At 54.4% G+C, this 23,528-nt stretch carries 25 protein-coding genes and 2 pseudogenes; 24 read left to right on the forward strand and 3 right to left on the reverse strand.

Annotated elements, in window-relative coordinates; genetic code table 11:
* Positions 1–28 precede the first annotated feature (28 nt).
* The 19 genes and pseudogenes from DDT52_RS14490 (at position 29) to DDT52_RS14575 (ending at position 15,240) form a co-directional block, all read left to right on the forward strand.
* A complete protein-coding gene (locus tag DDT52_RS14490; RefSeq protein ID WP_136156983.1) occupies positions 29–733 on the forward strand; it encodes a type 1 glutamine amidotransferase domain-containing protein in 705 nt (234 codons plus the stop codon).
* A 3-nt stretch (positions 734–736) separates the two neighbouring features.
* Positions 737–1,933 (forward strand): MFS transporter, encoded by a 1,197-nt coding sequence (locus DDT52_RS14495; RefSeq protein WP_136156984.1) that lies wholly within the window; start codon positions 737–739, stop codon positions 1,931–1,933.
* Positions 1,934–2,152: 219 nt separating this feature from the next.
* Positions 2,153–3,081: pseudogene (locus DDT52_RS14500) on the forward strand (hypothetical protein).
* Positions 3,082–3,215: 134 nt separating this feature from the next.
* A complete protein-coding gene (locus tag DDT52_RS14505) occupies positions 3,216–3,410 on the forward strand; it encodes an AlpA family transcriptional regulator (RefSeq protein WP_009113423.1) in 195 nt (64 codons plus the stop codon).
* 16 nt (positions 3,411–3,426) lie between these two features.
* Positions 3,427–4,011: pseudogene (locus DDT52_RS14510) on the forward strand (DUF2857 domain-containing protein).
* Positions 4,001–4,210: a TraR/DksA family transcriptional regulator gene (locus tag DDT52_RS14515; protein ID WP_009113425.1), complete on the forward strand. Its 210-nt coding sequence runs from the start codon at positions 4,001–4,003 to the stop codon at positions 4,208–4,210. Before DDT52_RS14510 ends, DDT52_RS14515 begins: the two are co-directional and overlap by 11 nt.
* Before the next feature lie 440 nt (positions 4,211–4,650).
* Entirely contained in the window at positions 4,651–4,872 is a 222-nt protein-coding gene (locus DDT52_RS14520; RefSeq protein ID WP_121554688.1) for a hypothetical protein, read from the forward strand.
* A gap of 58 nt (positions 4,873–4,930) precedes the next feature.
* The gene (locus tag DDT52_RS14525; RefSeq protein ID WP_136156985.1) at positions 4,931–5,596 is read left to right on the forward strand and encodes a lytic transglycosylase domain-containing protein; all 666 of its coding nucleotides are present in this window, start codon (positions 4,931–4,933) and stop codon (positions 5,594–5,596) included.
* A gap of 2 nt (positions 5,597–5,598) precedes the next feature.
* Positions 5,599–5,874: a TrbC/VirB2 family protein gene (locus DDT52_RS14530; protein WP_136157012.1), complete on the forward strand. Its 276-nt coding sequence runs from the start codon at positions 5,599–5,601 to the stop codon at positions 5,872–5,874.
* Between the two features lie 9 nt (positions 5,875–5,883).
* Complete coding sequence (locus DDT52_RS14535; protein WP_136156986.1) at positions 5,884–8,631, forward strand: VirB4 family type IV secretion/conjugal transfer ATPase; 2,748 nt, start codon at positions 5,884–5,886, stop codon at positions 8,629–8,631.
* A gap of 12 nt (positions 8,632–8,643) precedes the next feature.
* Positions 8,644–9,363: a TrbJ/VirB5 family protein gene (locus DDT52_RS14540; protein ID WP_136156987.1), complete on the forward strand. Its 720-nt coding sequence runs from the start codon at positions 8,644–8,646 to the stop codon at positions 9,361–9,363.
* A 10-nt stretch (positions 9,364–9,373) separates the two neighbouring features.
* Positions 9,374–9,649 (forward strand): EexN family lipoprotein, encoded by a 276-nt coding sequence (locus DDT52_RS14545; protein WP_136156988.1) that lies wholly within the window; start codon positions 9,374–9,376, stop codon positions 9,647–9,649.
* Between the two features lie 68 nt (positions 9,650–9,717).
* Complete coding sequence (locus DDT52_RS14550; protein ID WP_136156989.1) at positions 9,718–10,746, forward strand: TrbL/VirB6 family protein; 1,029 nt, start codon at positions 9,718–9,720, stop codon at positions 10,744–10,746.
* 86 nt (positions 10,747–10,832) lie between these two features.
* Positions 10,833–10,979: a hypothetical protein gene (locus tag DDT52_RS20965; RefSeq protein ID WP_168709787.1), complete on the forward strand. Its 147-nt coding sequence runs from the start codon at positions 10,833–10,835 to the stop codon at positions 10,977–10,979.
* The gene (locus DDT52_RS14555) at positions 10,966–11,649 is read left to right on the forward strand and encodes a VirB8 family type IV secretion system protein (protein ID WP_136156990.1); all 684 of its coding nucleotides are present in this window, start codon (positions 10,966–10,968) and stop codon (positions 11,647–11,649) included. The genes DDT52_RS20965 and DDT52_RS14555 overlap by 14 nt, the downstream gene beginning before the upstream one ends.
* Positions 11,646–12,539: a P-type conjugative transfer protein VirB9 gene (gene virB9, locus DDT52_RS14560; protein ID WP_425591556.1), complete on the forward strand. Its 894-nt coding sequence runs from the start codon at positions 11,646–11,648 to the stop codon at positions 12,537–12,539. The genes DDT52_RS14555 and virB9 overlap by 4 nt, the downstream gene beginning before the upstream one ends.
* The gene (gene virB10, locus DDT52_RS14565; RefSeq protein WP_136156991.1) at positions 12,536–13,834 is read left to right on the forward strand and encodes a VirB10/TraB/TrbI family type IV secretion system protein; all 1,299 of its coding nucleotides are present in this window, start codon (positions 12,536–12,538) and stop codon (positions 13,832–13,834) included. The genes virB9 and virB10 overlap by 4 nt, the downstream gene beginning before the upstream one ends.
* Positions 13,824–14,852: a P-type DNA transfer ATPase VirB11 gene (virB11, locus tag DDT52_RS14570; protein ID WP_136156992.1), complete on the forward strand. Its 1,029-nt coding sequence runs from the start codon at positions 13,824–13,826 to the stop codon at positions 14,850–14,852. Before virB10 ends, virB11 begins: the two co-directional genes overlap by 11 nt.
* The gene (locus tag DDT52_RS14575) at positions 14,836–15,240 is read left to right on the forward strand and encodes a cag pathogenicity island Cag12 family protein (RefSeq protein ID WP_136156993.1); all 405 of its coding nucleotides are present in this window, start codon (positions 14,836–14,838) and stop codon (positions 15,238–15,240) included. Before virB11 ends, DDT52_RS14575 begins: the two co-directional genes overlap by 17 nt.
* A 265-nt stretch (positions 15,241–15,505) precedes the next feature.
* Here the strand turns inward: DDT52_RS14575 and DDT52_RS14585 are convergent, their stop codons facing one another.
* Entirely contained in the window at positions 15,506–16,465 is a 960-nt protein-coding gene (locus tag DDT52_RS14585) for an SDR family oxidoreductase (RefSeq protein ID WP_048638357.1), read from the reverse strand.
* An 83-nt stretch (positions 16,466–16,548) separates the two neighbouring features.
* On the opposite strand from DDT52_RS14585, the gene DDT52_RS14590 reads away from it, so the two are divergent.
* Positions 16,549–17,151 carry a TetR/AcrR family transcriptional regulator gene (locus DDT52_RS14590; protein WP_121589577.1) on the forward strand — a complete coding sequence of 201 codons (603 nt, stop codon included), beginning with the start codon at positions 16,549–16,551 and terminating at the stop codon, positions 17,149–17,151.
* Positions 17,152–17,318: 167 nt separating this feature from the next.
* Here DDT52_RS14590 and DDT52_RS14595 read toward each other — a convergent pair whose 3' ends face one another.
* Entirely contained in the window at positions 17,319–18,302 is a 984-nt protein-coding gene (locus DDT52_RS14595) for a quinone oxidoreductase family protein (RefSeq protein WP_072065868.1), read from the reverse strand.
* Between the two features lie 219 nt (positions 18,303–18,521).
* Between DDT52_RS14595 and DDT52_RS14600 the strand changes: the two genes are divergently transcribed.
* Positions 18,522–19,121, forward strand: a complete 600-nt coding sequence (locus tag DDT52_RS14600) for a hypothetical protein (protein WP_231604180.1) — start codon at positions 18,522–18,524, stop codon at positions 19,119–19,121.
* Between the two features lie 95 nt (positions 19,122–19,216).
* Here DDT52_RS14600 and DDT52_RS21210 read toward each other — a convergent pair whose 3' ends face one another.
* Positions 19,217–19,495, reverse strand: coding sequence for a DUF3363 domain-containing protein (locus DDT52_RS21210; RefSeq protein ID WP_048638356.1), 279 nt, complete (start codon positions 19,493–19,495; stop codon positions 19,217–19,219).
* Between the two features lie 986 nt (positions 19,496–20,481).
* On the opposite strand from DDT52_RS21210, the gene DDT52_RS14615 reads away from it, so the two are divergent.
* The 3 genes from DDT52_RS14615 to DDT52_RS14625 all read left to right on the forward strand — a co-directional run bounded on the left by DDT52_RS14615 (position 20,482) and on the right by DDT52_RS14625 (position 23,507).
* Entirely contained in the window at positions 20,482–22,353 is a 1,872-nt protein-coding gene (locus DDT52_RS14615; protein WP_136156994.1) for a type IV secretory system conjugative DNA transfer family protein, read from the forward strand.
* 12 nt (positions 22,354–22,365) lie between these two features.
* A complete protein-coding gene (gene mobC / locus DDT52_RS14620; RefSeq protein ID WP_136156995.1) occupies positions 22,366–23,112 on the forward strand; it encodes a MobC family replication-relaxation protein in 747 nt (248 codons plus the stop codon).
* 107 nt (positions 23,113–23,219) lie between these two features.
* A complete protein-coding gene (locus tag DDT52_RS14625) occupies positions 23,220–23,507 on the forward strand; it encodes a hypothetical protein (protein ID WP_136156996.1) in 288 nt (95 codons plus the stop codon).
* The last annotated feature ends 21 nt before the right edge of the window (positions 23,508–23,528 follow it).

Raw genomic sequence — 23,528 nt, forward strand, 5'->3', positions numbered from 1 at the left:
TTCTGCCCCTAATGTAGAGGAAGTTAAAATGTCAAAACGTATCCTGTTTGTATTGACCAGCCATGACCGTAAAGGCACTGCCGAGAGTAAAAATGCCGCACCTAGCGGTTTCTACCTTTCTGAGGTGACTCATCCCTACTATGTACTCGCAAAAGAAGGATATGAAATTGATTTTGTGAGCCCCAAGGGGGGCAAAACCCATGTTGACGGTTTAGACCTCAGCGATCCAGCCAACGCCTCCTTTTGGAATAATGATGCCTTACGCGAGGCAACTCAAAACACATTAAAACCTTCACAGATTGATCCTGACGTCTATGACGCCGTCTTCTATGCGGGAGGTCATGCGACAATGTGGGATTTCCCTGACAATACAGAGTTGGCAAGTATTTCATCACGAATCTATGAAAATGGTGGCATCGTCGCGGCGGTTTGTCATGGCCCTGCCGGATTAGTGAACATTCGACTTTCTGATGATAAATACTTAGTTGCGGGCAAAAAGGTATCGGCTTTTACAAACAATGAGGAACGTGCCGTAGGATTGTATGACATCGTTCCTTTCTTACTTGAGGACACGCTGAAGGAAAAAGGTGCTGAGTATATTTCCGCCGAGAATTTTCAGTCACAAGTGGTCGTCAGTGAGCGGCTGGTTACAGGCCAAAACCCCGCTTCCGCAAAAGGAGTCGCAGAAGCGATGCTGCCTTTACTGGCATCTATTGAAAATAGCCGAGCCTGAGTTATGAAAGAACGTATGCCTTTTGTTATATATATCTTTGCACTCTGCGCTTTTGCTCTGGGATTCACTGAGTTTGTCACGATCGGCTTAGTTTCCACGATATCGGCAGATCTCAACGTCAGTGTCAGTCATGTGGGTACAGCGGTGACAGCCTACGCCCTCGGTGCCGTAATTGGCGCTCCGGGATTAACAGCATTGGCAACACGATGGCCTCGTAAAAGATTATTACTTGTTGCTATGGGCCTGTTTACGGTGGGCAATGGTATCGTCAGTGCGTCCGAGTCCCTAACGCCGATGTTGATTGCTCGATTTGCTTCCGGTCTGGGGCACGGGGTGTTTCTTGCTGTTGCTTCAAGTGTGGCAACCCAACTGGCTGGACGACATCGTGCTGGTGCTGCTGTTGCGGTTGTTTTTGGCGGTCTTACCATTGCGCTGGCGTTGGGCGTGCCACTTGGCACCTACATCGGCGGCCTATTGAGTTGGCAGTCGATATTCATGGCGGTGGCGGCCAGTGGGGCGATCGGATTCATTGGATTGACCACGCTGATGCCAACGGATCACGATGATCCCGCCTTGCGGGCAAATGCCATGGACGGCTTAAAAGCCATGTTCAACCCACTATTGCTTGCGGGAGCCGGAATTACAGTTTTGGCTTATGCAGGATCTTTTGCTCTGTATACGTATATTTCCCCGATTCTACTTCAGGTAACGCATGTGGACGAGCGTACGATCAGTTTGCTGATGTTGGTATATGGGGTAATGGCCGCGATCGGCAATGTCTGGGGGGGCCGTCTGACCGACAAGCAAGGTGCAGACCGTGCGGTGATGATAGTACTTGTTGGTCTAGCGCTCGTTCTCTTCGCTATGTGGTTCTCTGTCTCATCCTTAATTTTAATGGCGTTGTTTATTGGCTTGCTTGGAGCATTGACATATGCCGCAGTCCCCTCAATGCAAGCAAGAGTGATCGGATTGTCTCACATATATGCCCCCGAAGCTCCGGCTGTGGCAGCAGGATTGAACATTGCCGGTTTTAATGGGGGTATTGCGTTAGGGTCATTATTGGGAGGTGTGGCACTGGATTTTTCTGGTCTAACAAGTCCTGCATGGGTTGGAGGAGGAATTGTAATTGTTGGTATTTTTTGGATGATATTACAAATAAATTCGAGTAAAAGACGCGCTGCCTCCGATTACTCCTCATAGCACAGCTCATATTTGAGATAGCTCAGTGAAAACCAAATCACTGAGCCGTTTCATTGTGCATCTTTGACAAAAATTGCAGCCAGATTCAGGCGATTATTTATTTCATAAAATCAGTTTTTATAATTCCATATCTACTTCATATAAATCGGCATTTTAAACATCCTTCTAAAAACACAGCGAAATTCATCAGCAATATCATTGTGTAAAAGGAGATATATTATGTCAGATAACTCTACTATTCCAAACATTAAAGATAGAATTTCAGACTGGATAACTATCAGGGAGGCTGTAAAGGTTCTTAACGGATTTAATGGTAAAAATATTAGAAAATGTGATATTTATCGATATGCTTTACAAGGAAAAATCCGTCTATCCATCTATTTTCAGTCACCAGTCATATTGCGAAGAATAAAATCAAGCAATCATAAATTAAAGCTAACGCCAATAAATAAATCATTCACTACAAGATTATGCATGCTTGATCCAAATACCTTATTCAACGGAAATGACTTAACTTTTAGCACTAACGGAGAGTATATTTTTCCTGTACAGAGAGTCATCAACACAACATTGCTCGGATACGAATATGTCCTTATACAACGCTTGCTTGCTCAATCTCTGAAACCCCCCCCACCAGAATCAGGAGCAAATAAGAACAATTACGGCATTACCGTTTCCATTTGTGGGGGATATTCCAAATTTTTGAAAAAACAACATGGCAAGAAAGAATAAAGAAACAAGTAAGGCGACTACCTGAGGATATTGCATCAGATATTTACGAAACAATGCTACGATATGATCTTGAAAGAGAGTCTCATAAATACTATTTCCCTGTCCATGAATTACCAAAGGATGCCTGTTTTGTCATCAGACAAACTGAGTTTAAGAAGTTAGTCAGCATGCCGGTTGAAAAAATTTTTCTTCATCCGGCATCAGCACGCATATCCACGCCGCTGTCCCGCCTGTTTTGGCTTGCCTGCAAGCATAATGAGGCTATCAGTCCGTTAATCAGGCAACCCTACAAGCTCTTATCCATTTTCGAACAGTGGGCCTCTGACGATGGCATCACCGATCGATTCAGCGGCGACACGCTAAAAACTGCTCTTGAACGCGGCTCGCCTACAGCTGTTTCGGCATCAAAAAGATGATAGTCCACCGTTCTAAAAGTCCGTATTAAGGACTCTGCCACCCGTAATACGGGCTCATCAACTTTATCCCTGCCGCTGCTTTGTGTTGTCGTGTCATCTCCGGGCAAACCCCCTCTTTGCTACAGGAGAACACCGTGACATCTCATCAATTATTACGTTTGAAGCAGGTTGAAGAAAAAACCGGCCTGAAACGCTCGCAAATCTACCTCTATATGAAAAGCGGCCGCTTTCCACGCTCCATCAAGATTGGCCCGGCCAGCGTGGCCTGGCTGGAATCTGAAGTGGACGAATGGATCAGCCTCAAATTAGCCAACCGCTTAACGCGTTGAAGGGAGAAGCCGAATCATGATCCCGTCACTGAATTACTCCGTATTAACCGATGCCCTGCACGCGCTGAAGGGCGGCGATATTCGTCACTGCGAAGCGCTGGGGTTTACGTTTGATGAAATGAATGCCCTTAATCAGCTGTCCCTTGACGAACTGTTTATCCTTAGCCGGGCATCGGCGCAATTTATGGCCGTCAGCGTTCGCCATGATGCGCTACGCCAACTGTTGGCGCTGTCGCGACAGGAAGTTCAGCGCCAGCAGCAGATTAATCGGGCCATCCAACTGGGCGGCTCGATTGCGTTGCTTAACCGCTATTTCGGCCTTACCTCCAATGAAATCTGCGTGCGCCGCCGCTTGCTGGGCGTCGCTATTCCGCAAGGCCGGACGCCCATCCCGGATGAACGAACCGACGCCGAGATCTGACGGCAATGGCAAAAACGCCGCGTAGAGAACCTTGAATCGCCCGAGGCATTGACGGCGATGATGCAGGTCACCGAGGCGCTGTCCGCGCCGACGGCAGGACCTTCGCTTACCAGCGTCTGGAATCGCATCACGCTTTGCGAACGGGAAGCGTTGGACAGGAGGGCGTCGCATGCCGGATGAGATCGATCGCGACCAGGAATTTAACGAGCAGCGGTTGGAAGAGATGATCGAACAGAGCCGTTTCAAACCGGCGCCCACGCCATCACTCTTGCATTGTCGTTTCTGCGGCAAGCCTATTCCCGAGAAACGGCGGCAGACGTTGCCGGGCGTGACGACCTGCACGCAATGCCAGGCAAAACTTGAACGCCGTAGGCGATAAAACCGTGCGGAGAACAAGGATGTTCCGTACGCTTTTTATTTTTCTTCAGCAAGAACATCCTGACTTTGACTATTGAAATAGTGTCGAAAAAAAATAAAAACCGAACAGACCTTCATAAAGAAATTTCCCCGCCAGATAAAACTCAAAATCACATCAAGATAATTTCCCGTCCTTTTTCTTTTATTTTCCAGTTTGAGTTTCTTGTTACCCGACTTAATCAGAAAGCGCACCCTGACCACGCCGATATTTGCCGGCGATGTTCAGGACGTTTATTTCACCGGGCCGGGTTTGCCTAAATACGCTCTTTAACAATCGGGATCGGGCTGTCACACAACCACAATTCAGGGTGCCGCTGAATGTTCTCGCTGACCCGTTAAAACCGGAATGCAGGATCGGGATGTGACCAATGTTTCATACGCTTTTTTATCAGAGGAAAAATCATGCGAAAACCCCTTTATCACGTCTTTGTCACCCAGGAAAGTCAGCCCGATGCACAGGGCGAAAAAAGCACCTACTGGACCAAAGTCGGCGCCGCCTTCGCCCATCACGGCAAATCCGGCCTGAATGTAGTGCTGACCCCTGGCATCGCCGTCTCCGGCAAGCTGGTGCTGCTCGAACCCAGAGAAGATAACAACGCTGCGCAGGACGTTCCCGCCGGTTAATACGTTTCCCGTTTCTTTCTGTCGCTACCCTCCTGCATTTTACCTTTCCGAGGCCGCCATGCTTTCCACCACCGCCTTTCTGGCGGCGGCCATACAATGCGCCGCCAGCGTTCACCCGACTACCGCGCTCGACGTCGCGCGGGTTGAATCCGGTTTTCACCCTTACGCCATCGCGGAGATAGTGCCGAAGCATCAGCGCACACCAGGCAGCCATGGGGTGATTTCTCATTATCCCGCCAGCAAGGCGGACGCCGTCGGCATCGTCAGGCGGTTGGCCGCGCAGGGCCGCCGCTATTCGGTCGGCCTGATGCAAATCACCAGCAGCAATTTCCGCCACTATGGCGTCACCGCCCGTGAGCTATTTGATCCCTGCGTCAATCTGTCGGTCTTCGAGCGCATCCTCACCGACTGCTACCGGCGCGGCGGCTCCCTGCAACGCGCGCTCAGTTGCTACTACGCCGGCAATTTCGATAGCGGCCAGCGGCCGGAAGCCGCCTTTAACCGCACCAGTTATGTCCAGCGTATCGGCTATGCCGTCCCGTCGACGCGGGAAGATAAACAACACCTTTCGTCCGGAAAATCCACACCCGCAATCCATTACCCCGCCGTCGTCCTGCGCGGCGACATGGCCGATAACGCCACGCCAGCGTCACCGTCCGTGCGCTACCCGAACGCCGTTATGCGCGGCGCTTTACCCGTCCCTGAGACTAATGAGGAGAATTAATGATGCGCAAACGTAATTTCCGGCCCGCCATCTCTTCCATATTAATGTCCGCCCCTGTGCTGGCAGCCGACGGCGGATTCAATAAAGCCAATGAGACGCTAAGCAATACCTCCACCGGCCTGCTGGGACTGGCCGCCGTCACCATCACGCTGGCGACCATGTGGATCGGCTACAAGGTACTGTTCGACGGCAAGAGTCTGCATGACATGCGCAACGTCATTATCGGCGCCATCCTGATTGTCGGCGCATCGGGCTTCGGCGCCTACTGGGCCGCGTAGGAGGAACCGATGACCACGCTGAACAAGGCGCTGACGCGCCCCGCCGCCATCATGGGCATTCCCCTCGTACCGTTCGTGATCGTCAGCGGGGCTATCGTCCTGCTGGCGGTTTACCTCAGCTATTACCTGGCCTTGCTGCTGATCCCTGCCTGGATGGAGATGAAGGCCAGGGCCCGTAAGGACATCCACTATTTCGGGCTGCTGTGGCTGGCGTTTAAAACGCGCGGCCAATGGGTCGCCAACCGCTATTTTGGCGCCAACGCCATTCTGGCGAACCGCTATGACGCCGTCGATATTGCGGAGTTTACCGACAAGATGAAATTAAACGCGCGCATCACGCTGGATAAATACATTCCGTATTCCTCCCATATTCACCCTCACATCATCAGCAACCGTCACCGGGATTTTGTGGCGACCTGGGAACTGGGCGGCACCGTTTTCGAATGCGAGGATGAACATCATCTCACTTTTCTGGCGACCCACCTGAATAACCTGATCCGGTCGTATGAAGGGCAGCCGGTCACTTTTTATATACACCGTGTGCGGGAGCCGTACCAGGACGCCTTTGCGGCGCAATCGGGTATTCCCTTTGCCGATGAGGTGGCGGAACTGTACTACCGGCCCCTCAAAGACAAACCGCTCTGGCGACACCGGCTGTTCTTTACCGTCTGTTTCGCGCCGTTCTCGTCGCTGGAGAAAAAGGCGCTGAGCCGACAATCGGTCGGCAAAAGACAGACAGCGCTGGATAACGCCCTGAAGGCCATGCTTGAGCACTGGGCGTCATTGAACGCCGCCTTATCCCGCTATACGGCGACGCCGCTGGGCGTTTATGAGGCAAACGGGCGGGTGTACTCCTCGCAGCTTTCTTTCTATCATCGGCTGCTCACTGGTAAATGGCAGAAGGTAGCGGTCACGCGCGCGCCGTTTTACCACCAGCTCGGCACGGCGGACGTGTTTTTCACCACCGATACCGCCGAATGCCAGACGGTAGACGGCTCCCGCTACTTCCGCAGTCTGGAAATCAAGGACTATTCGCCCGAAACCACCACGGGTTTACTGGATGCGCTGCTGTACGCCGAAAGCGAGTATGTGCTGACGCAGTCCTTTACCTGCATGGCGCGTGATGAAGCGCAGAACCATATCCGGCTGGCGGAAAAACGGCTGAACTCGGCCGCTGACGATGCTCTGTCGCAGCGCGAAGAGCTGATTGTGCTGCGCGACCTGCTCCAGTCCGGGCATGTGTCATGCGGCAAATACCACTTCTCCCTGCTGCTTTCATCCGCCAGCGCCGACCAGGTGGTGAAGGACGCCACGACGCTGGCGCAGCCCTTCGCCGACCTCGGCATTATGACGACGCTCTCCACCCTGTCGTTACCCGCCGCGTATCTGGCGCAACTGCCGGGCATCTATACCTTGCGGCCGCGGCTGGTGGCCGTCAGCAGCCAGAACTATGCGGATATGGCGAGCCTGCACAACTTCCATCCCCACAAGCGCGGCGGCAATCCCTGGGGCGAAGCCATCGCTATCCTCAAATCGCCGGGCGGCGGCGGTTATTACCTAAACCTGCACGACAGCCAGGCCGGACGCGATGACTTCAACGAGAAAACGCCGGGCAATACGGCGATTATCGGGAAAACCGGCTCGGGGAAAACGATGCTGATGACCGTGATGCAACAACTGATGCAGAAATACCGCAACCCGGCGACGTTTGCCGCTTCGGGCACCATCAAGCGACTGACCACCGTTTATTTCGACAAAGACCGGGCGGCGGAGATGGCGATACGCCAGATGGGCGGGCGTTATTTTCGACTCCGTACCGGCGAGCCCACCGGGTTCAACCCGTTTTCGCTGGCGCCGACCCGGCGGAACATCAACTTTATCAAGCAACTGGTGCGAATGCTGTGCCGCCGCAACGGCAAGCCGCTCGATCCGCGCGACGAAGCGCGTATCAGCGCGGCCGTGGACACCATCATGCTGGACTACCCGCCGGAATACCGCCGTTACGGCATCACGCGGCTGCTGGAAGTGCTGCCGGAGCCGCCGACCCAGGAGGCCCGAATCAATGGGCTGCGCATCCGGCTGAAACAATGGGCGCAGGGCGGCGAGTTCGGCTGGGTATTTGATAACGAGGCGGATACGTTCGATATCAGCGATATCGATAACTTCGGCATCGATGGCACGGAATTTCTGGATGACGACGATATCCGAGGGCCGATTACCTTTTACCTGCTGTATCGCGTCACCAGCCTGCTGGACGGCCGCCGGCTGGTGATGTTTATGGACGAGTTTTGGAAGTGGCTGGCTGATGTGGAATTCTCCCGGTTCTCGCTCAATATGCTCAAGGTCATTCGCAAGCTGAACGGCATCTTTGTCCCCGCCACCCAATCGCCCGACGAGATCGTCAGGCATCCCATCGCCCCGGCGATCATCGAACAGTGCGGCACGCAGATTTTTCTCGCCAACCCAAAGGCCAGCCATGCGGACTACGTGGAGAAAATGAAAGTACCGGAAAGCGTGTATGACATCGTCAAAAATCTGGATCCGGGCGAGCGCTATATGGTGATCCTGAAAACGCCGTTGCGTGCCGGCGAAACCCGGCCATTCGTGGCGATGGCGAAAATGGACCTATCAGGACTGGGGAAAGTCACCAAACTGCTGAGTGGGAGCGAAGACAACCTGAAAATCTTCGATGCCCTTTATCAGGAAGGCATGAAGCCTGAAGCATGGAAAGCGCAGTTTCTTGAAATGGCTATCTGAGAGGTGATAACAATGCGTACCCGAAACACCGTGCTGGCGTTAGCACTCTTTCTCTCCACTCCGGCGTTCAGCGCCGGGATCCCGGTTTTCGACGGCGTGCAGAATACCGAATCCATTAACCAGTGGGTGCAAAAACTCCAGCAGTGGCAGGAAACCGTCACCCACTATAAAAGCGAGCTTGACGCCTACAAGCGGCAATTAGCCACGGCGACGGGCGTGCGGGATATTCAGGGGTTTCTTAACGAGGCGAGAAACCTCAAAAGCGATATTGATAACCTCCGCAAAAACGGCGTTTCACTGGATGATCTGCTGACCAATCAGGGCGGCGCCTATTCTTCCGAGCTTCAGCGCTTGTATGGAAAATATCAATCTTTCGATACCTGTAATCAGTCCAGTTCCTCGCCGCGTTATCTGGAGAGTTGCAAACAAATCATCCTGAATCAGGCGGTGGCGATAGAAAATACGTCCGACGTTGAAAACAAGATCGCCGGCACGCTCGACGATATCGCCGCGTTATCCGACCGCATATCGAATGCGCAGGATTCGAAAGAGTCGCAGGACCTGGCTAACGCCGTGGCGGCCAGAAGCGTACAATTGAACGCGTTGACCAGCCAGTGGGAAATATCCGTCAGGCGGGCGGAACAGCGGACACAACTGCTGGAGCGGCAAAAACAGCAAGCCTTTGAGCAACAGCAATTAACCGCCCCGGTTGCCGATCTCAATAATATATAAGGAGTCAGATATGGTTAAACCCTTATTCATATTATGCGCCGTATCATGCGCTATCGCATTATCCGGCTGTAAAGAGACAAAATCCGAAGCCTGGTATAAACAACATCCTGATGAGACCTATGAGGTCTATACGCAATGCCTTAAGGATGGCGAGGCGAGCGATAACTGCGAGTTTGCTCATCGAGCGGCCCTGATGTTCGCGCAAATAGGGAAACCCGGCATCAAGGAAAAATTTGAAACCTTGTTTCAGCAGGAAGCCGAGAAAAGAAAATCCGTTACCGAGTAATATTCCCTCGATAAAAACAGGGGCTTCCCCTGTTTTATTCCCACCTCTTTATTGGTATGTGAGGCGCTATGTCCAGTGGGATTTTTGTCGGTATGAACAAAAACATCATGGATGGACTTAATGCCGTGTTGGAAGGTCAAACGTCTACCTACGGCACCATGATCAGCGTGATTATCGTCAGTTCCTTCACGCTATTTATTCTGTATCGCGGTTATCAGACGCTGGGCGGCAAACTTCAGACCCCGGTTGAGGATGTTGTCTGGGATGTGGGCCGGATGCTGCTGATCACCACCTTTGTTTTAAACCGCGACGGCTGGCTGGATGCCGCCATTGCCGCCATCGAAGGACTTAAGGACGGGATCAGCGGCGACGATAACGTCTGGGCGTTGCTCGATACCGTCTGGGAGAAAGCGCAAACGCTTGGGCAAACCCTGTTTAATCTGGATACCGCATCCTACGTCAAACTGAACGGCGGCTTTGCCGAGGTGCTGGTCTGGAGCGGCGCAATCGTGCTTTTACTGGCGGCAACATTCGTCAACCTGCTCGCCGAAATCACCATTCTATTAATGACGACGACCGCCCCGATATTTATTTTCTGCCTGCTGTACGGTTTTCTTAAGCCGATGTTTGATAACTGGCTAAAAACCATTTTCACCGCCGTATTGACGATCATGTTTTCCGCCTTATCCATCCGGATCGCCATCAACTATCTGAATAAAATACTGGATGCCGCCATCAACGCCTCCAGCGAAAGCAACATGGTGACGCTGGCGGCGCAATGCCTGCTGGCCGGGATCGCAGCGGGCGTCGTGGTCTGGTTCGCCGCAAAGATCGCCGGCGCACTGAGCGGCGCCGCCGTTCAGGCGGTATTACAAGGGGCGGCTATGAGCGGCTTAAGCGGGCTGGTGAAAAAGTCCTCCGGCGCGGCCAAACCGACGCTGAAAGCCGGTGCTGCCGGTGCCCGACTGGCGGCCAAAGGCGGCGTTATGGCGGGCCAGTTTATTGGCGCCGGCGTGAACAAGACCGTCACCGCCTGGCAAAAACGCACCGCCGCAATAGAGAGCATGAAGCACTTCAACCAGCAGCGTAACCGCTGATCCTTCCCTAATCCGCATATCCACATGGCATCGTAGCGATCGCTGCCGGTGCGACATCCCTGTCTCCGTCCAACTGAGGAATCGATATGAAATCCAGCCTCTTCCTGCTGATGCTGTGCGCGCTTACGGGCTGCGCTCAGTATAACGACAGCCTGCCGCCGGTATCCGGCCCCCCACAGCAGGTGAATTCCCCCGCCATTATCCAGGAGATGACACACCATGTCCGAGGTTAATAACGTCATCGATGCATCCAGAAGCTTTGAATCGGTCATTCTCGAAAAAGATGCCCGCGAGAAAAAAGTGGCCTGGCTGATGGCGGCGGTCGGATTTGTTCTGGCCGCAATGGCGATTGCGGCCATTATTATTCTGCTGCCGCTGAAAACCACCGAAATCGAACTCTGGTCGGTGGATAAACAAACCGGGCGTTATGACTATATGACCCGCATTAAAGAGCGGGATATTTCCACTGAAGCATCGCTAGCGCACGCATTGGCCGCAAATTATGTCAAACGCCGCGAAGGCTATAACTATTTTTCCCTTCAGCGCGATTATGACGACGTGCAGTTATTCAATAGCGACGGCGTGAATAAGGATTATCTTGACGGGTTTAACGGCGACCAGGCGCCGGACGTTGTTTTCAACAAAGCGGAATATGTCGTCGCTATCGACATTATTTCCAACGTCCACGCGCCCGCCACCGCTCCCGACAGTCTGGCGACGTTACGCATCAAGCGAACCATTCGCCGCGTTGCAGATAATTCGGTGAAAAACGATGTCTGGAATATCCGCCTGACCTACCGCTACCTCCCCCGTAAACAACTGACGGACAGCCAGCGTGAAGTGAACCCGCTGGGGTTCATCGTCACCAGCTACCAACGCGATAAAGAGCTAAGGAGCGAATGATGCTGAAAAAAATGCTGACCGGTGTTTTTTTCCTGACGGCATGCGCCGCCTGGGGCGCGGCGACGCCGCGCGGCAGCGCGTATGACAGCCGGATGCAGAACGTCTCGTATAACAGTCAGAACGCCACCGTCGTCAATACCCGCCCCGGCTACGTTACCACGCTGCTGTTTGACGACGATGAAACCGTTATCGCCGCGCAAGCGGGTTTTCCCAAAGGCTGGACGGTGACCAAGAACGATAACCGGGTGAGCGTTAGCCCCAATCCCATCACCCAGCCGGTGACCGACGCCAACGGCAACAACGTCAGCCAGGTGTTTCTGCCGACCGCGAAGGACTGGAAAACCAACCTTTTCGTCGTGACGTCAAAACGCGATTACAGCCTGGAGCTGAATGTGCTGGACCACGACTCGCCCGCGCAGGCCTTCGTTATCCGCTATCGTTATCCGGCTGAAGCCCGCCGGCAATCCGTCGCCGCTAGCACCGCCCGCCAGAAACAGCTTCAGGAAATGCAGGAAAAACAACAGATAGCGGCGGTATTTCGGCAGGCCGCCACGCCGCGTAACTGGCGTTACACCAAACGGGTGGCGAACGGGTCAGCGTCCATTGCGCCGGATTTCACTTACGATGACGGCCGCTTTACCTACCTCGGCTTTTCGCCCGTGAAAATCCTGCCCTCCGCCTTTACGGTCGTTAACGGCCGGGAGCAGGCGGTGACGCCGCGAATTATCAGCCAGGGCAACTACACCGTAATAGTGGTGCGTTCTCTGTCGCCGCGCCTGGTGCTGCGCTACGGCAATGCGGTAGTCGGGATTGAAAACACGGCATTTGGCGACGCGACCGTGGCTAACGGCGATACCGTCTCCCCCGACGTCACGCTGGAGGCCAAATGACCGATAAATCTACCCCGGAAGACGCGCAAAAAACCACGGCGGAGCTGGAAGCCGAGGCCCGCGAACGCGCCCGCGCGGCAATGGCCAGCCAGATGCCGGAGCAGAAAACGCCCCCCGGGCAGCCCGACGTCACGCGTTTTCGAAAACCCGCCGGGCGTCGGACGCTGCTGGTCAGCCTGCTGAGCCTGGCCTTACTGATGGCGCTGGCGCTCGGCGGTGACCATTTTCTTGGCATGCTGAAGAAGGACGAGGATAAAACGGCGGAGAGCGCACCACCGCCCTCATCCGGCACGGCACGCAATGAACGCAAAAACCTCGGGCTGGACAGCAATCCGTTCGGCCTGTTCGAACAGGGTAAATCGGAGACGTCCGCCGACAGCAATCAGGCTCAGGACGAAGCACCGCCGTTACCGCCTGAGCCGCCCGCTTTAAACAAGGCCGCCGCACTGGCGGACGGGATGAACAACGCGCCGGCGACGACTCAGCGCAGCAATACGAGCCCGAGTCAACATGGATCGCCCGGCGATGCAGGCACGCCCAGCCATCCGGCAACGTCAGACGCCTATATGCCGTGTAAATCGGTGATGGTCAAAGGCAGCGACGGCAAGCTACGCTGCCAAGACGCCGACACACCAGCAACCGGCGACGACAATCCGGGCGTGGCGAAAGTTACCGGCGTTCGGCGACTGCCCCTCGATCCGGACCTCTATATCCCGGTTGACCGCTATATTCCCTGCTCAATGATGCGGCGCTTCGTGTCCGACGTGGGCGGCACGCTTTCCTGCCTTATCAGCGAGGACGTTTACAGCGCCAGCAATCATGTGAAGCTGATCCCTGCGGGCACCATCGCCAGGGGCGTTTATCGCACCGGCGCGCTGCAACACGGCCGCAGCCGGATGTTTGTCATCTGGACGGAATTGCGCACGCCCGGCCTGCTACAAATTCCCTTGATCGATACGCAGGCTAGCGGCCAATTAGGTGAAGCCGGTATTGCCGGCTGGATCGATACCCATTTCTGGGAACGGTTCGGCAATGCCCTGATGCTGAGCACCGTGCAGGACGTGGCCGCTGCGGCGTCGGATTCGGCGCCGGGCAAAGACCGCAATACTGACTACACCGAAAACACCCGCGCAGCCACGGCGGAAATGGCGAAAACGACGCTGGAAAACAGCATCAATATCCCGCCCACGATGTACCTGAACCAGGGCGATGTGATCGGCATCATGACCGGTACGGATATCGATTTCTCTTCTGTCTATCAACTGCGGCTGAAAACGAGGTGGTATGCGCGCTGACAACCTGTCTCTTGAGTTCATGAAAAACCGGCTGTTCGGCGATTTTCTGCCGCTGGCGGGCCTGACCGAAATCGCCATTAACCGTCCCGGCGAGATCCACACCAAAATACGCGGAAAATGGCAAAGGCACGACGCCCCGGTTACGCTGCGTCAGTGTTACGCTTTCGCCAAAGCGCTGGCCGCCTGGAATGAGGACAACGTGGATGATACCTCGCCGATCCTGTCCGCCACGCTGGGATCGGGCGAGCGTATCCAGACCATTATTCCCCCGGCCTGCGAGCGCGACACCGTTTCCATCACGCTGCGCAAGCCCTCATTCGAGCAAAAAACGCATCAGTCCTGGATAGACGCCGGTTTTTATCACCGGGTGACCGGCAAGGAGCGAACGAAAAGTAAAGAAGATGAACTGGCCGGATACTATAAGCGCGGGGAGATCCCCCGCTTTATCGAAAAGGCGGTTGAATACGGCAAGACGTTATTTATCGTCGGCGAAACCGGGTCGGGTAAAACCACCTATATGAAAACGCTGCTGCACTATATTCCGCCGCATCTCAGACTGACCACCATCGAAGACACCCCCGAAATCCGCTTTTACCGCCACGCCAATTATGTCCATCTATTCTATCCGGCGGATGCCGGGGAGGATGCCATCGTCACCCCCGGCAGGCTGATCCGGGCCAATTACCGCATGAACCCGGATCGCATTTTGCTGGCGGAAATTCGCGGAAAAGAAGCCTGGGACGCGCTAAAAATCGTCGGCTCCGGCCATGAGGGACTTATCACCTCGATGCACGCGGGCAGCCCTGAAGCCTGTATTGAAGGGATCATCGACCGCTGCTATGAACATCCTGACTGCCAAAATATCCCGTTTGCGGTACTGCTGCGCAAGGTGCTTAACAGCGTGGACGTTATCGTCAGCGTCGATATTCACGGCGATATTCGCCGCATGGGCGCGATTTATTTTAAACATCTTCATCTGAACAACATGAAGGAGGTCTTTAATGAGGCGAATTGTTGAAATACTGTATGCCGGTGCGGCGCTGGTGATGCTCTCCGGCTGCGCATGGCCGCCAGAGCCCGTTCAGCCCGCATGGGATACACCCGGCGCGGCCGCTAACGCCACGCTCCCGCAGTGGTCGGAAAACCGTATTGTCATTCCGTCCCCCAACGTCGACGGCCGCTGGTCAACGTCTATCGTTTTCAGCCCTGAAGCCATATATCCGCCCGGCGTCTGGTATGCCGTCGCACATTCAGAGCAGGTTATCGTCAATACGCCCGATGGAACGAGTTATTTCAGGGCGAAGTCCTGGCTGAGAAAACACGGTTATCGCGCCGTCGTGACTTATCAGCCTAAAGCAACTGACCGCCTCGCCGGCCATGCCACCGAGATTTATTTTTACCGCTGACCTCGACTGCCATCCACGTTCGCAATTCATCCGACCTTTATCTTCTGTAATAAAAGGACATTACCATGAAAAAACCCATTATCGCGGCGACGCTCCTGTGCCTAGCCGCCGGTTTTTCCGCGCCGTCATTTGCGGCCGATCCCTGCGAAGTGGTGTTGTGCATGTATGGCAAGGCAACCGGCAACAGCGGCGGCAGCCGTGATTGTGACGTGGAGTCTGGATTACTATCCGTCATGCATCTCAGGCAGAATCATGAGACGGACTGTCAGGAAAACGGGGGCACATTGGAGCGGTCCGTACTCGCCGCACCGAATGTCATGCCCGTCAGTTCTTCGGAGACACCCCAAAGCCGAGAGGCCACATTGATGTCCAGCGCTCGCTCAGGAATCTTTGCGATCGCAGGTGAACCTCGCGTTTCGCCGAGTTTGTCAGGACCGTAATAGGTCCCGCCTTTCGCCTCCGGTGAAGTGGCGGCGAAAAGTGTAGGCAGTGCGCCCTGGGCTGCGGGCTGAAACATGAACCAAAGGTACTTTCGCCAAAGCCCCAGTACGCTATTCGGGCCCGCTCCGTTCGGCAGCAGGTCTGTGCGGGAAATACCCGGATGAGCTGACATGCTGGAGATACCCCAACCAGCCGCATCGCTTCTGCGTTGCAATTCCAGGGCAAACATCAGGCAGGCCAGTTTCGACTGCCCATAAACAGTCATCGGCTTGTATTCGCGTTCCGCTTGCAGGTCGTCAAAGTTGATCGAGGCATCGCGGTTGCGACTGGCGATGCTGGAAAGGGTAACGACGCGAGGATTGTGGCCGTTGCGCAATAGGGGAAGCAGTTGGGCGGTCAGAGCGAAATGACCAAGGTAATTCGTGCCGAGCTGCAACTCAAAGCCATCGTCTGTGACCTTGCGTTGCGGAGGCATCATCACAGCAGCGTTGTTGATGAGAAGATCAAGGCTTTGCCGCTTTGCCCGCAGGCGTGATCCGAAGGCCGTGATGGATTCGATGTTGGCAAGATCGAGCACTTCGAAGCACACGGACGAGTCGGGCGCGGCCTGGCGAACTTTCGCAACGGCCTCTTTCCCCTTGGCCAGGTTGCGGCCCGCAATGATTACCTCCGCTCCGGCAGCGGCGAGAGCAATGGCGTCCTCAAGCCCGAGGCCGCCAGTACCCGTGACGACGGCCGTGCGGCCGCTTTGAGACGGTATGTCCGATGTCTTCCACGTTGTCATGATCTTGCCCTTCAAAGGTTGTGAGTGTTACACTAGGTGCACACATTAATGCACTCAGTGCATTTTCGCAAGAGGAAAATTACGTGACGTCGGAATTCATTGGCCGTCCCCCTAAGGAAGGCCTGCGCGAACGAAAGCAGCGCGAAACGCGGCTGCGCATCATCGAAACCGGATTGAAGCTTTTTTTGGCTAACGGGTATGACGGCACAACGCTCGACGCCATCGCTGAGGAAGCCGGGATCTCCCGGCGTACCTTCTTTTCCTACTTCAAATCCAAGGAAGACATCGTCATTGCCTGGCAGGCAGGGGTATGGGATGCAATGAGAGCGGAGCTACTCAAAGTGTCACCAGATGAAGCCCCATTGGATGCGGTGCGCAAGACGATGGTCAATCACGTATCCCAGTACGAATCCAGCAAAATGATTGCCATCGACCGGGTGATGCGTGCGAGCGAAGCACTCATGGCACGAAAACAGGCCGCTTATGCAATGCAGGAAGAATCGCTTTACGACACCTTGTGCGAAGTGTGGCGGCAACCAGAACGTCGTTCCTCCCTACGCATCGTTGCGATGGTTTCCATTGGTGCCATGCGCCTTGCCCTTGAAGCCTGGGGTAAGCAAAGTGGCAAGCGACCGGTAGCTAAATTACTGGAAGAGACTTTCGCAAATTTGAAAGCCGAGATATGAACTAGCAAGATTGAGTCGCCGGCCTTTTGCACGCCCGTTCCATGGCGAGGCCGGTACCGCGGCAGGGCTGGTTCTTTGGCTACCGCTATAACGCAGCGAAGTTTCCGAATTTTCATATCTCTTGCTCGCCATTCGGATTCGTTCTGCACTTAGAACGGAGATGCGGCTTACGGCGTGAGGACGATGCGGCCATTGAGCGAACGGCTTTCCATCCGTTCGTGCGCAGTAGCGGCCTTTTCGAACGGAAGCACGTCGATCGCTGTCTCGCCCAGCCCCGAAACAACCATCTTCAACGCGGCTTCAAGCGCGGGACGGATCACATCTGGATGCGTGGGTAGGTAGGCGCCTGCATTGAATCCGGACACGGTCGAACTGGCCAGCCAGAGGTCGTTGGTCTTTACATGGTGTTCCCAATCACCGCTGGCATTCCCAACGACGATGAGCCGACTACCTGGCTTCATCAACGCGAAGCTGTGGCTGCGGACTGCGCCACCGACAGGGTCGATGATGATGTCGAACTTCTCGTCACCGAGAATTCCTGGCAATTCGTTGGAATCGACGATCCGGTCATAGGGTAGCTTCGTGTCCGCTGCGGCATCCAGCTTGCTTGGGCGTACCGTACCCACCACACGAGACGCACCGAGCTGCCTGGCAATCCCCGGAAATGCAGCGGAAAAGCCACCGAGCGCGCCATGAATGAGCACGCTCTCGCCTTTGGATAGATGCGCAACTTGAGTCAGGGCAACATGCGCCATCGCCGCGTTGGGTATGACCGCGACAGCGAGAGCCGGATCTATGCCGGTGCCTTCGATCGACACGACGCCGCGCACCGGGGCGATGTATACGGAGGCATAGCCGCCGATGCCAGTACCCGCTGACATCGAAACGACTTGTTCGCCAACCGTGAAGCCGGTGACGCCCTCGCCAAGCGCACGCACCGTACCTGCCACTTCAAGACCCGGAATGAAGGGTGGCTGAGCCATTCCCGGTACGTCTTTGAAGTGCCCTTGACGGAAGAAGACATCGACAAGCCCAACCGCAGCATGAGTGACGTCGATGGCGATTTCACCTGGACCGGGTGTCGGATCGGGCAACTGCGTAACGACGAGGACGGTTGGGTCTCCGAACCGGGTAGTTTGAACGGCCTTCATAGGACTTTCCTTTGCGAGACGGTTTGTGGGAGCGTGCGCCAATTTTTAACGCACATTGTGATGCGTTAAGTGGACGATAGCACGATTCCTCGTGTAACGCACGTTAGGATGCGTTAACATCGAGGCATGAGAGAGAGAGCCCGTTCAGTCGAAGATAAGCAGCAGCGTTCCGAGGATTTGCTCGACGCAGCCGAGTCCCTTGCCCAGGAACTGGGAGGTGTGCGCTTCGTGACGGTCACGGCGGTTACCGAGCATGCGGGCTTGCACCGAACGGGCGTGCGGCGCTATTACGCCAACAAAGAGGAACTGTTCCTCGAACTGGCGGAGCGTGGCTGGTACCAGTGGCGCGATGCGATCAGAGCCGGGCTGGGTGATCAGACGGGCCTGGAGCCGAAGGACGTTGCAGAAGTCGTTGCCGATACCATCACTTCTCTCCCGGTCTTCTGCGACCTCTTAACCCATGTGACGCTGAGTCTGGAGGGTAGCGTTGACATGGAGCGCGCTCGCCGCTACAAGACTAAAGCGTTCGCCGCCCATGACGACATCGTGGCCGCGCTAGTTCAGGCCAGCAGCATGACCACCGAACAGATACAGAATTTGCTGGCGACGACGATCATGCTGGCTGCCGGCTTCTGGCAGGTATCACATCCGACGCCGACGCTCGCCCGGCTATACGAACAAGTACCGGAATGGGGGCATGTTGCACTCGACTTCGGCCCTCGTCTCCGTCATCTGCTTCAAGCCACGGCTGTAGGGCTTGCGGGAACGGCAGCCCCGTGCTCGGGGAACGCTTCAAAAAAGCGAGGGAAGCGGGAGTGATCCGGTTGGCATCAGCTTGCTATCGCTGGATACATATGTAGTAACAAAGGGGTAAACGGTCAGGAAATGGCTATGCCTTGTGGCCGTCCAATTCCTCACGACACCTCGCGGCCGCGCACCGTGGCGGCGAGCTGTTGGCCCAGCCGCTGTTCGATCACCGGCTTCCACGGCACTAGCGAGAAGCCCATGCCGTCATTGAGCATCGCGTAGCGACCGCTGGCCACCACTTCGTATTGCTCGCCATCGGCGGCGAGGATGACGACAAAGTTTTGCAGCAGGGCGATGCTCGCGGCCAGTTCGGGAACGGACAGACGCGGGGTCTTGCGTGCGTTGCGCTTAGAGCGGCGCGGCAGCAACTGCGAGAGCGGAACCAACTACGGCGCAGTCCAGCGAAGTGCCGAGCTGGAGTCATCGTGAAATAAAAAACACCATCACTTCAACCCGGACAAGACGTTTACTATGCGCCGGGATTTTCTCACACAGTGCGCCAGCGCAGATCCGACCGCCGTCAGTCAAATATTATCGCGCTTTGGTCGTATGAGCGGCTGACCTAATGCCACGAACGGATAAAAGGAGCGATCGCAATGAAAACCTCTCAATTCCTGTCGGATATGTGCTGATTACTCGTCAGTCCTGCCGATGAAATTCAATCCATAAGATTGTTAATTTCAGCGGTTCACAAACATCAACCGCTAAAAATAATAACAATGCACGCAGACAACGATTTTCGGCGTTTAATTCCATGCTCAGTCATGGGATTAAACGTGGCGTGAGGCGAGTAAATTCAATTTCAAAGAAATTGCTAATTTGCGTCGCCGAACCCACCGGCGAGCGTTCATCCCCAGGTGAACCGAGCTGGCCGGGGGGAGCCAAATAAATTTCGCCGCCCCAGCGAGCGAAAAGCTATCGCCCACGATAGCGGTTTATTTGGGGGGCGCAGCCCCGCACACCGTCGCGGCTAAGTCTCCGGCAAAAAGCCGGTAGCGTGACGCGACCACCCTCTTTGAAGGCGTTTTCCCATTTTTTCGCTTGGCCGGAACGGACAAAAGAAAAAATAGGCGAAAAACGGCGTCTCAAAGGGGGTGGTCGCGCGTAGCGGGCGACGGTGTGCCGCCGTTGACGTTGGGGGTTTTGGCGCGGCGTCCAGCCGCGACATTACCCCCATGTGACATTACATAAGGGCGTCCAGCCCGCATGTACTGGCGCAGGCCGTTTCGAGCAGGGAAGCATGCTTTCCTGCACATGGCCGCATAGCGGCCACCTTCTTTATCCCATACGCTCGCCCCGCCTTTTCGCCCGACACGGTGGGGCGAATTGATGGGGCGATGTCATGGGGCGAACTGCTGACGAAGGAGGCATCGTGATTTTGAATAAGCTGGCCGTTTCACTTTCGCCGATAGTGAATGGCGCACTGAGCTTCATGGCTTTTATGCAACAGCATCAGCTGATGCTGGCGCTGTTATCGGGGCTGACGATGCCGTTTTTCGCGTCGATGAAAAGCGATGAACGGCAAAAAGCCCCGTTGTGGCAAAAGCTGATTATTGCTTTTTCCCTGCTGTGTTTTCTTTCCGGTACGATGGGGCCGGTACTTATCTGGATTTTCCAGTGGCTTTATCAAGGGCGGGTAGTCGCCAGCATTCCTGTTCTGGCATGGCCGGTGCTGATTACCTTTAACGTAACGGGTTTTATTTTGCATATTCTGCTGCGCAGGGTATTAACACCTGAATTAGATAAAATAAAGAAACGTCTCGTGAGGAAAACAACGCTTGAACGGGAATTACGCACCGATGTGCGCACGGTGAAATCCCTGCTGCCGGAAACGCTGCATTATGACCCGCTGGATTATATCGACCTGAACAAAGGGTTATTTATCGGCATTGACCGAGATATTCAGCCGATGTATTTGCCGTTAAAAGACTGGCAAAAACAACACGCGGATATTATCGGCACCACCGGCGCCGGTAAGGGTGTTGCCACCGGAATATTACTATATCAAAGCATTCTGGCTGGTGAAGGCGTATTTGTGATGGACCCCAAGGATGATGAATGGGCACCCCACCTTTACCGGAAAGCCTGCGAGGATGCCGGTAAACCTTTTGCCCTGATTGACCTGCGAAAACCCCAATACCAGTTAAACCTGATTGAAGAAATCACCGCCGATGAACTGGAAGAACTTTTTGTTGCTGGTTTCAGTCTCGCAGAGAAAGGTCAGGAATCTGACTTTTATCGCATTGATGACCGGAAAGCGGCCCGAATAGCCGCGCAGTTTGTCACCCATAATACTGCCTCAACCATTCGAGATGTGTATAACGGTGACTACGTTCAGGGTATTGCAGATAAGATAAAAGCCTTTTTCGGAAAGATTGAAGAGCTGGCCTTGCTCAATGCCATTAATGCCCCCACCGGATTTTCGCTTAATAAGATATTTGAGGAAGGCGGTTGCTGTTATGTGATTGGCTCAATGCGCAACAGCAAAATCATTACCGCTCAGCGTATGCTGCTGGTTCGCCTGTACCAGCTGGCAGAAAGGCGCGAGCGGGTGAAATACGTGCCCCGCCCCATTGCTATTTATCTTTCCGAACTGAAATACCATTTATCCAGGCCCGCGCTGGAAGGCTTAGGCGCGGCGCGCGATAAAGGCGTGCATATTATTATGGACCATCAGTCTATTGCCGATTTAAAAGACTGCCCGGCAGATTTGAAAGGTGACGCCGTTGTCGGCGCTGTCGTTGAGAACGCCAAATTCAAACTGGTTTATCGTGTCATGGATCCGGACACCGCTGAATGGGTGGCCAGAATGTCCGGTACTATATTAGTCGATGATGAGGTCCGCAAAGCGAAAACCGACGCCGTGCTGACAGAGACTATCGACAGTGAACGCACCATCAGGCAGGCCGAGCGTTTCTTTACCGACAGCAATATGATCCTGAACCTACCCGATTTTGTCAGCTTCATCTTCACGACAAAAACTCTCCCCTCTGCTTCTCTGATTTCGCCCATCAGGGTGAAAAAACGCGAACTGGAGATCTGTGCCGTGTCGCCCGCGATTGCCGCCACCGCCACAACGGTAAACATCACCCTGGATTTTAGCGAGGAGGAAATCGCCCCCGGACCGGCATCAACGCCGGATATCACCACAACGCGGCCCGATCTTTTTTTTGATACGGACGAAAAAGACACAACAACACCGAATGCCGATAAAGAGGAAAACCCGCCATTGCTGGATTTTTAAAAGGGGGGAATGATGCTTATCACCGCATACCGCGAACGCCAGACGCGGCACCGCGAAAAAATACAACGACTGCTGAATTTCCTGAAAGAAGAAACGTACAGTGACTTTAAAACGCTGATGCTGCTGTTCGGCTTCAGAGACCATAAATCGCTATATTCCCTTCTTTCAAAAGTCGAGGGTATGGGCTTAATACAAAAACATGTCCTGGTATCGCGCACGATGAAAATTTCATTGTGGGGCATAACCAGTGACGGACTGGCCGTAGTGTTAACCCCCGACGATACACTTTTTCCGGCACGGTTTGAGCCGTCAAAAATTACCGGCTGGACGCTGGAGCACCACCTTGATAATCAGACCGCCCGTATCATTCTTGAGCAAAAAGGCGCATCCGGATGGATAAACGGCGATCGCACAACCTTCCTCAGTCGTTATCAGACCAGCCATCGCCCGGACGGACTGATTACGCTGCCCGGTGGCACCGTGATCGCCATTGAGACCGAGCGCCGTCTGAAAACCAAAGCCCGTTATCAGTCGATCATCGCCAGTCATTTGCTTGCCCGAACCCGTAAAGACTGGATTTACGTTTTTTATATCGTGCCGGACCCGCAGAAAAAGCGCGGTCTTGAACGGCTGTTTGAGAGTATCAGGCACGTGATCGTTAACCATCAACACATTCCGCTGGAACCCCGCCACCGGAATGTATTCCGCATCTACACGCTCGACGAGCTGCAACGGCTCGATGTAGACCACGGCATATAGTTCTTCTCTATCACTTACAGTTCCAACCCACCCAACCAGCAGCGCAACGACCTGAAATAATACCTCTCGAAATACTCACACAACATCAGAACAGACAGGACTCCAGAATGAACAGAGAAACTGACCGACTTGCTGACGTACTGACTGAAATGAGCGCCAAAGCGCTGGTCACGTGGATGACGCATTCCGCATTGCACGACTTACCGCGCGAAGCATTACTGGTTCGCGGCCACGATTTTGTGTATGCCCTACATGCTAATTTTGTGCTGCTACGTGATGTTCTGTCAGAAACGCTGGAAGATATTGAGCAACAGAGCCATGATCTCGAAGAAAGACTGGATAGCCTGGAACAGCGGCTACTTGCGCTTCAGGCAGTTGCTGGTAACCGAGAATAGCTGCCCATTCAGCCCTGTCCG

The sequence above is a fragment of the Brenneria roseae subsp. roseae genome (genome assembly GCF_003115845.1).
Lineage (GTDB): Bacteria > Pseudomonadota > Gammaproteobacteria > Enterobacterales > Enterobacteriaceae > Brenneria > Brenneria roseae.

What these genes read in the sequence shown, in the direction of transcription:
- DDT52_RS14530 (WP_136157012.1), top strand. Translation starts at nt 5,599, where the DNA reads ATGCGCAAACGTAATTTCCGGCCCGCCATCTCTTCCATATTAATGTCC.
- DDT52_RS14520 (WP_121554688.1), top strand. Translation starts at nt 4,651, where the DNA reads ATGCGAAAACCCCTTTATCACGTCTTTGTCACCCAGGAAAGTCAGCCC.
- DDT52_RS14490 (WP_136156983.1), top strand. Translation starts at nt 29, where the DNA reads ATGTCAAAACGTATCCTGTTTGTATTGACCAGCCATGACCGTAAAGGC.
- mobC (WP_136156995.1), top strand. Translation starts at nt 22,366, where the DNA reads ATGCTTATCACCGCATACCGCGAACGCCAGACGCGGCACCGCGAAAAA.
- DDT52_RS14535 (WP_136156986.1), top strand. Translation starts at nt 5,884, where the DNA reads ATGACCACGCTGAACAAGGCGCTGACGCGCCCCGCCGCCATCATGGGC.
- virB11 (WP_136156992.1), top strand. Translation starts at nt 13,824, where the DNA reads ATGCGCGCTGACAACCTGTCTCTTGAGTTCATGAAAAACCGGCTGTTC.
- DDT52_RS14525 (WP_136156985.1), top strand. Translation starts at nt 4,931, where the DNA reads ATGCTTTCCACCACCGCCTTTCTGGCGGCGGCCATACAATGCGCCGCC.
- DDT52_RS14495 (WP_136156984.1), top strand. Translation starts at nt 737, where the DNA reads ATGAAAGAACGTATGCCTTTTGTTATATATATCTTTGCACTCTGCGCT.
- virB9 (WP_425591556.1), top strand. Translation starts at nt 11,646, where the DNA reads ATGATGCTGAAAAAAATGCTGACCGGTGTTTTTTTCCTGACGGCATGC.
- DDT52_RS14595 (WP_072065868.1), bottom strand. Translation starts at nt 18,302, where the DNA reads ATGAAGGCCGTTCAAACTACCCGGTTCGGAGACCCAACCGTCCTCGTC.
- DDT52_RS20965 (WP_168709787.1), top strand. Translation starts at nt 10,833, where the DNA reads ATGAAATCCAGCCTCTTCCTGCTGATGCTGTGCGCGCTTACGGGCTGC.
- DDT52_RS14550 (WP_136156989.1), top strand. Translation starts at nt 9,718, where the DNA reads ATGTCCAGTGGGATTTTTGTCGGTATGAACAAAAACATCATGGATGGA.
- DDT52_RS14575 (WP_136156993.1), top strand. Translation starts at nt 14,836, where the DNA reads ATGAGGCGAATTGTTGAAATACTGTATGCCGGTGCGGCGCTGGTGATG.
- DDT52_RS14540 (WP_136156987.1), top strand. Translation starts at nt 8,644, where the DNA reads ATGCGTACCCGAAACACCGTGCTGGCGTTAGCACTCTTTCTCTCCACT.
- DDT52_RS14555 (WP_136156990.1), top strand. Translation starts at nt 10,966, where the DNA reads ATGTCCGAGGTTAATAACGTCATCGATGCATCCAGAAGCTTTGAATCG.
- DDT52_RS14515 (WP_009113425.1), top strand. Translation starts at nt 4,001, where the DNA reads ATGCCGGATGAGATCGATCGCGACCAGGAATTTAACGAGCAGCGGTTG.
- virB10 (WP_136156991.1), top strand. Translation starts at nt 12,536, where the DNA reads ATGACCGATAAATCTACCCCGGAAGACGCGCAAAAAACCACGGCGGAG.
- DDT52_RS14625 (WP_136156996.1), top strand. Translation starts at nt 23,220, where the DNA reads ATGAACAGAGAAACTGACCGACTTGCTGACGTACTGACTGAAATGAGC.
- DDT52_RS14545 (WP_136156988.1), top strand. Translation starts at nt 9,374, where the DNA reads ATGGTTAAACCCTTATTCATATTATGCGCCGTATCATGCGCTATCGCA.
- DDT52_RS14585 (WP_048638357.1), bottom strand. Translation starts at nt 16,465, where the DNA reads ATGACAACGTGGAAGACATCGGACATACCGTCTCAAAGCGGCCGCACG.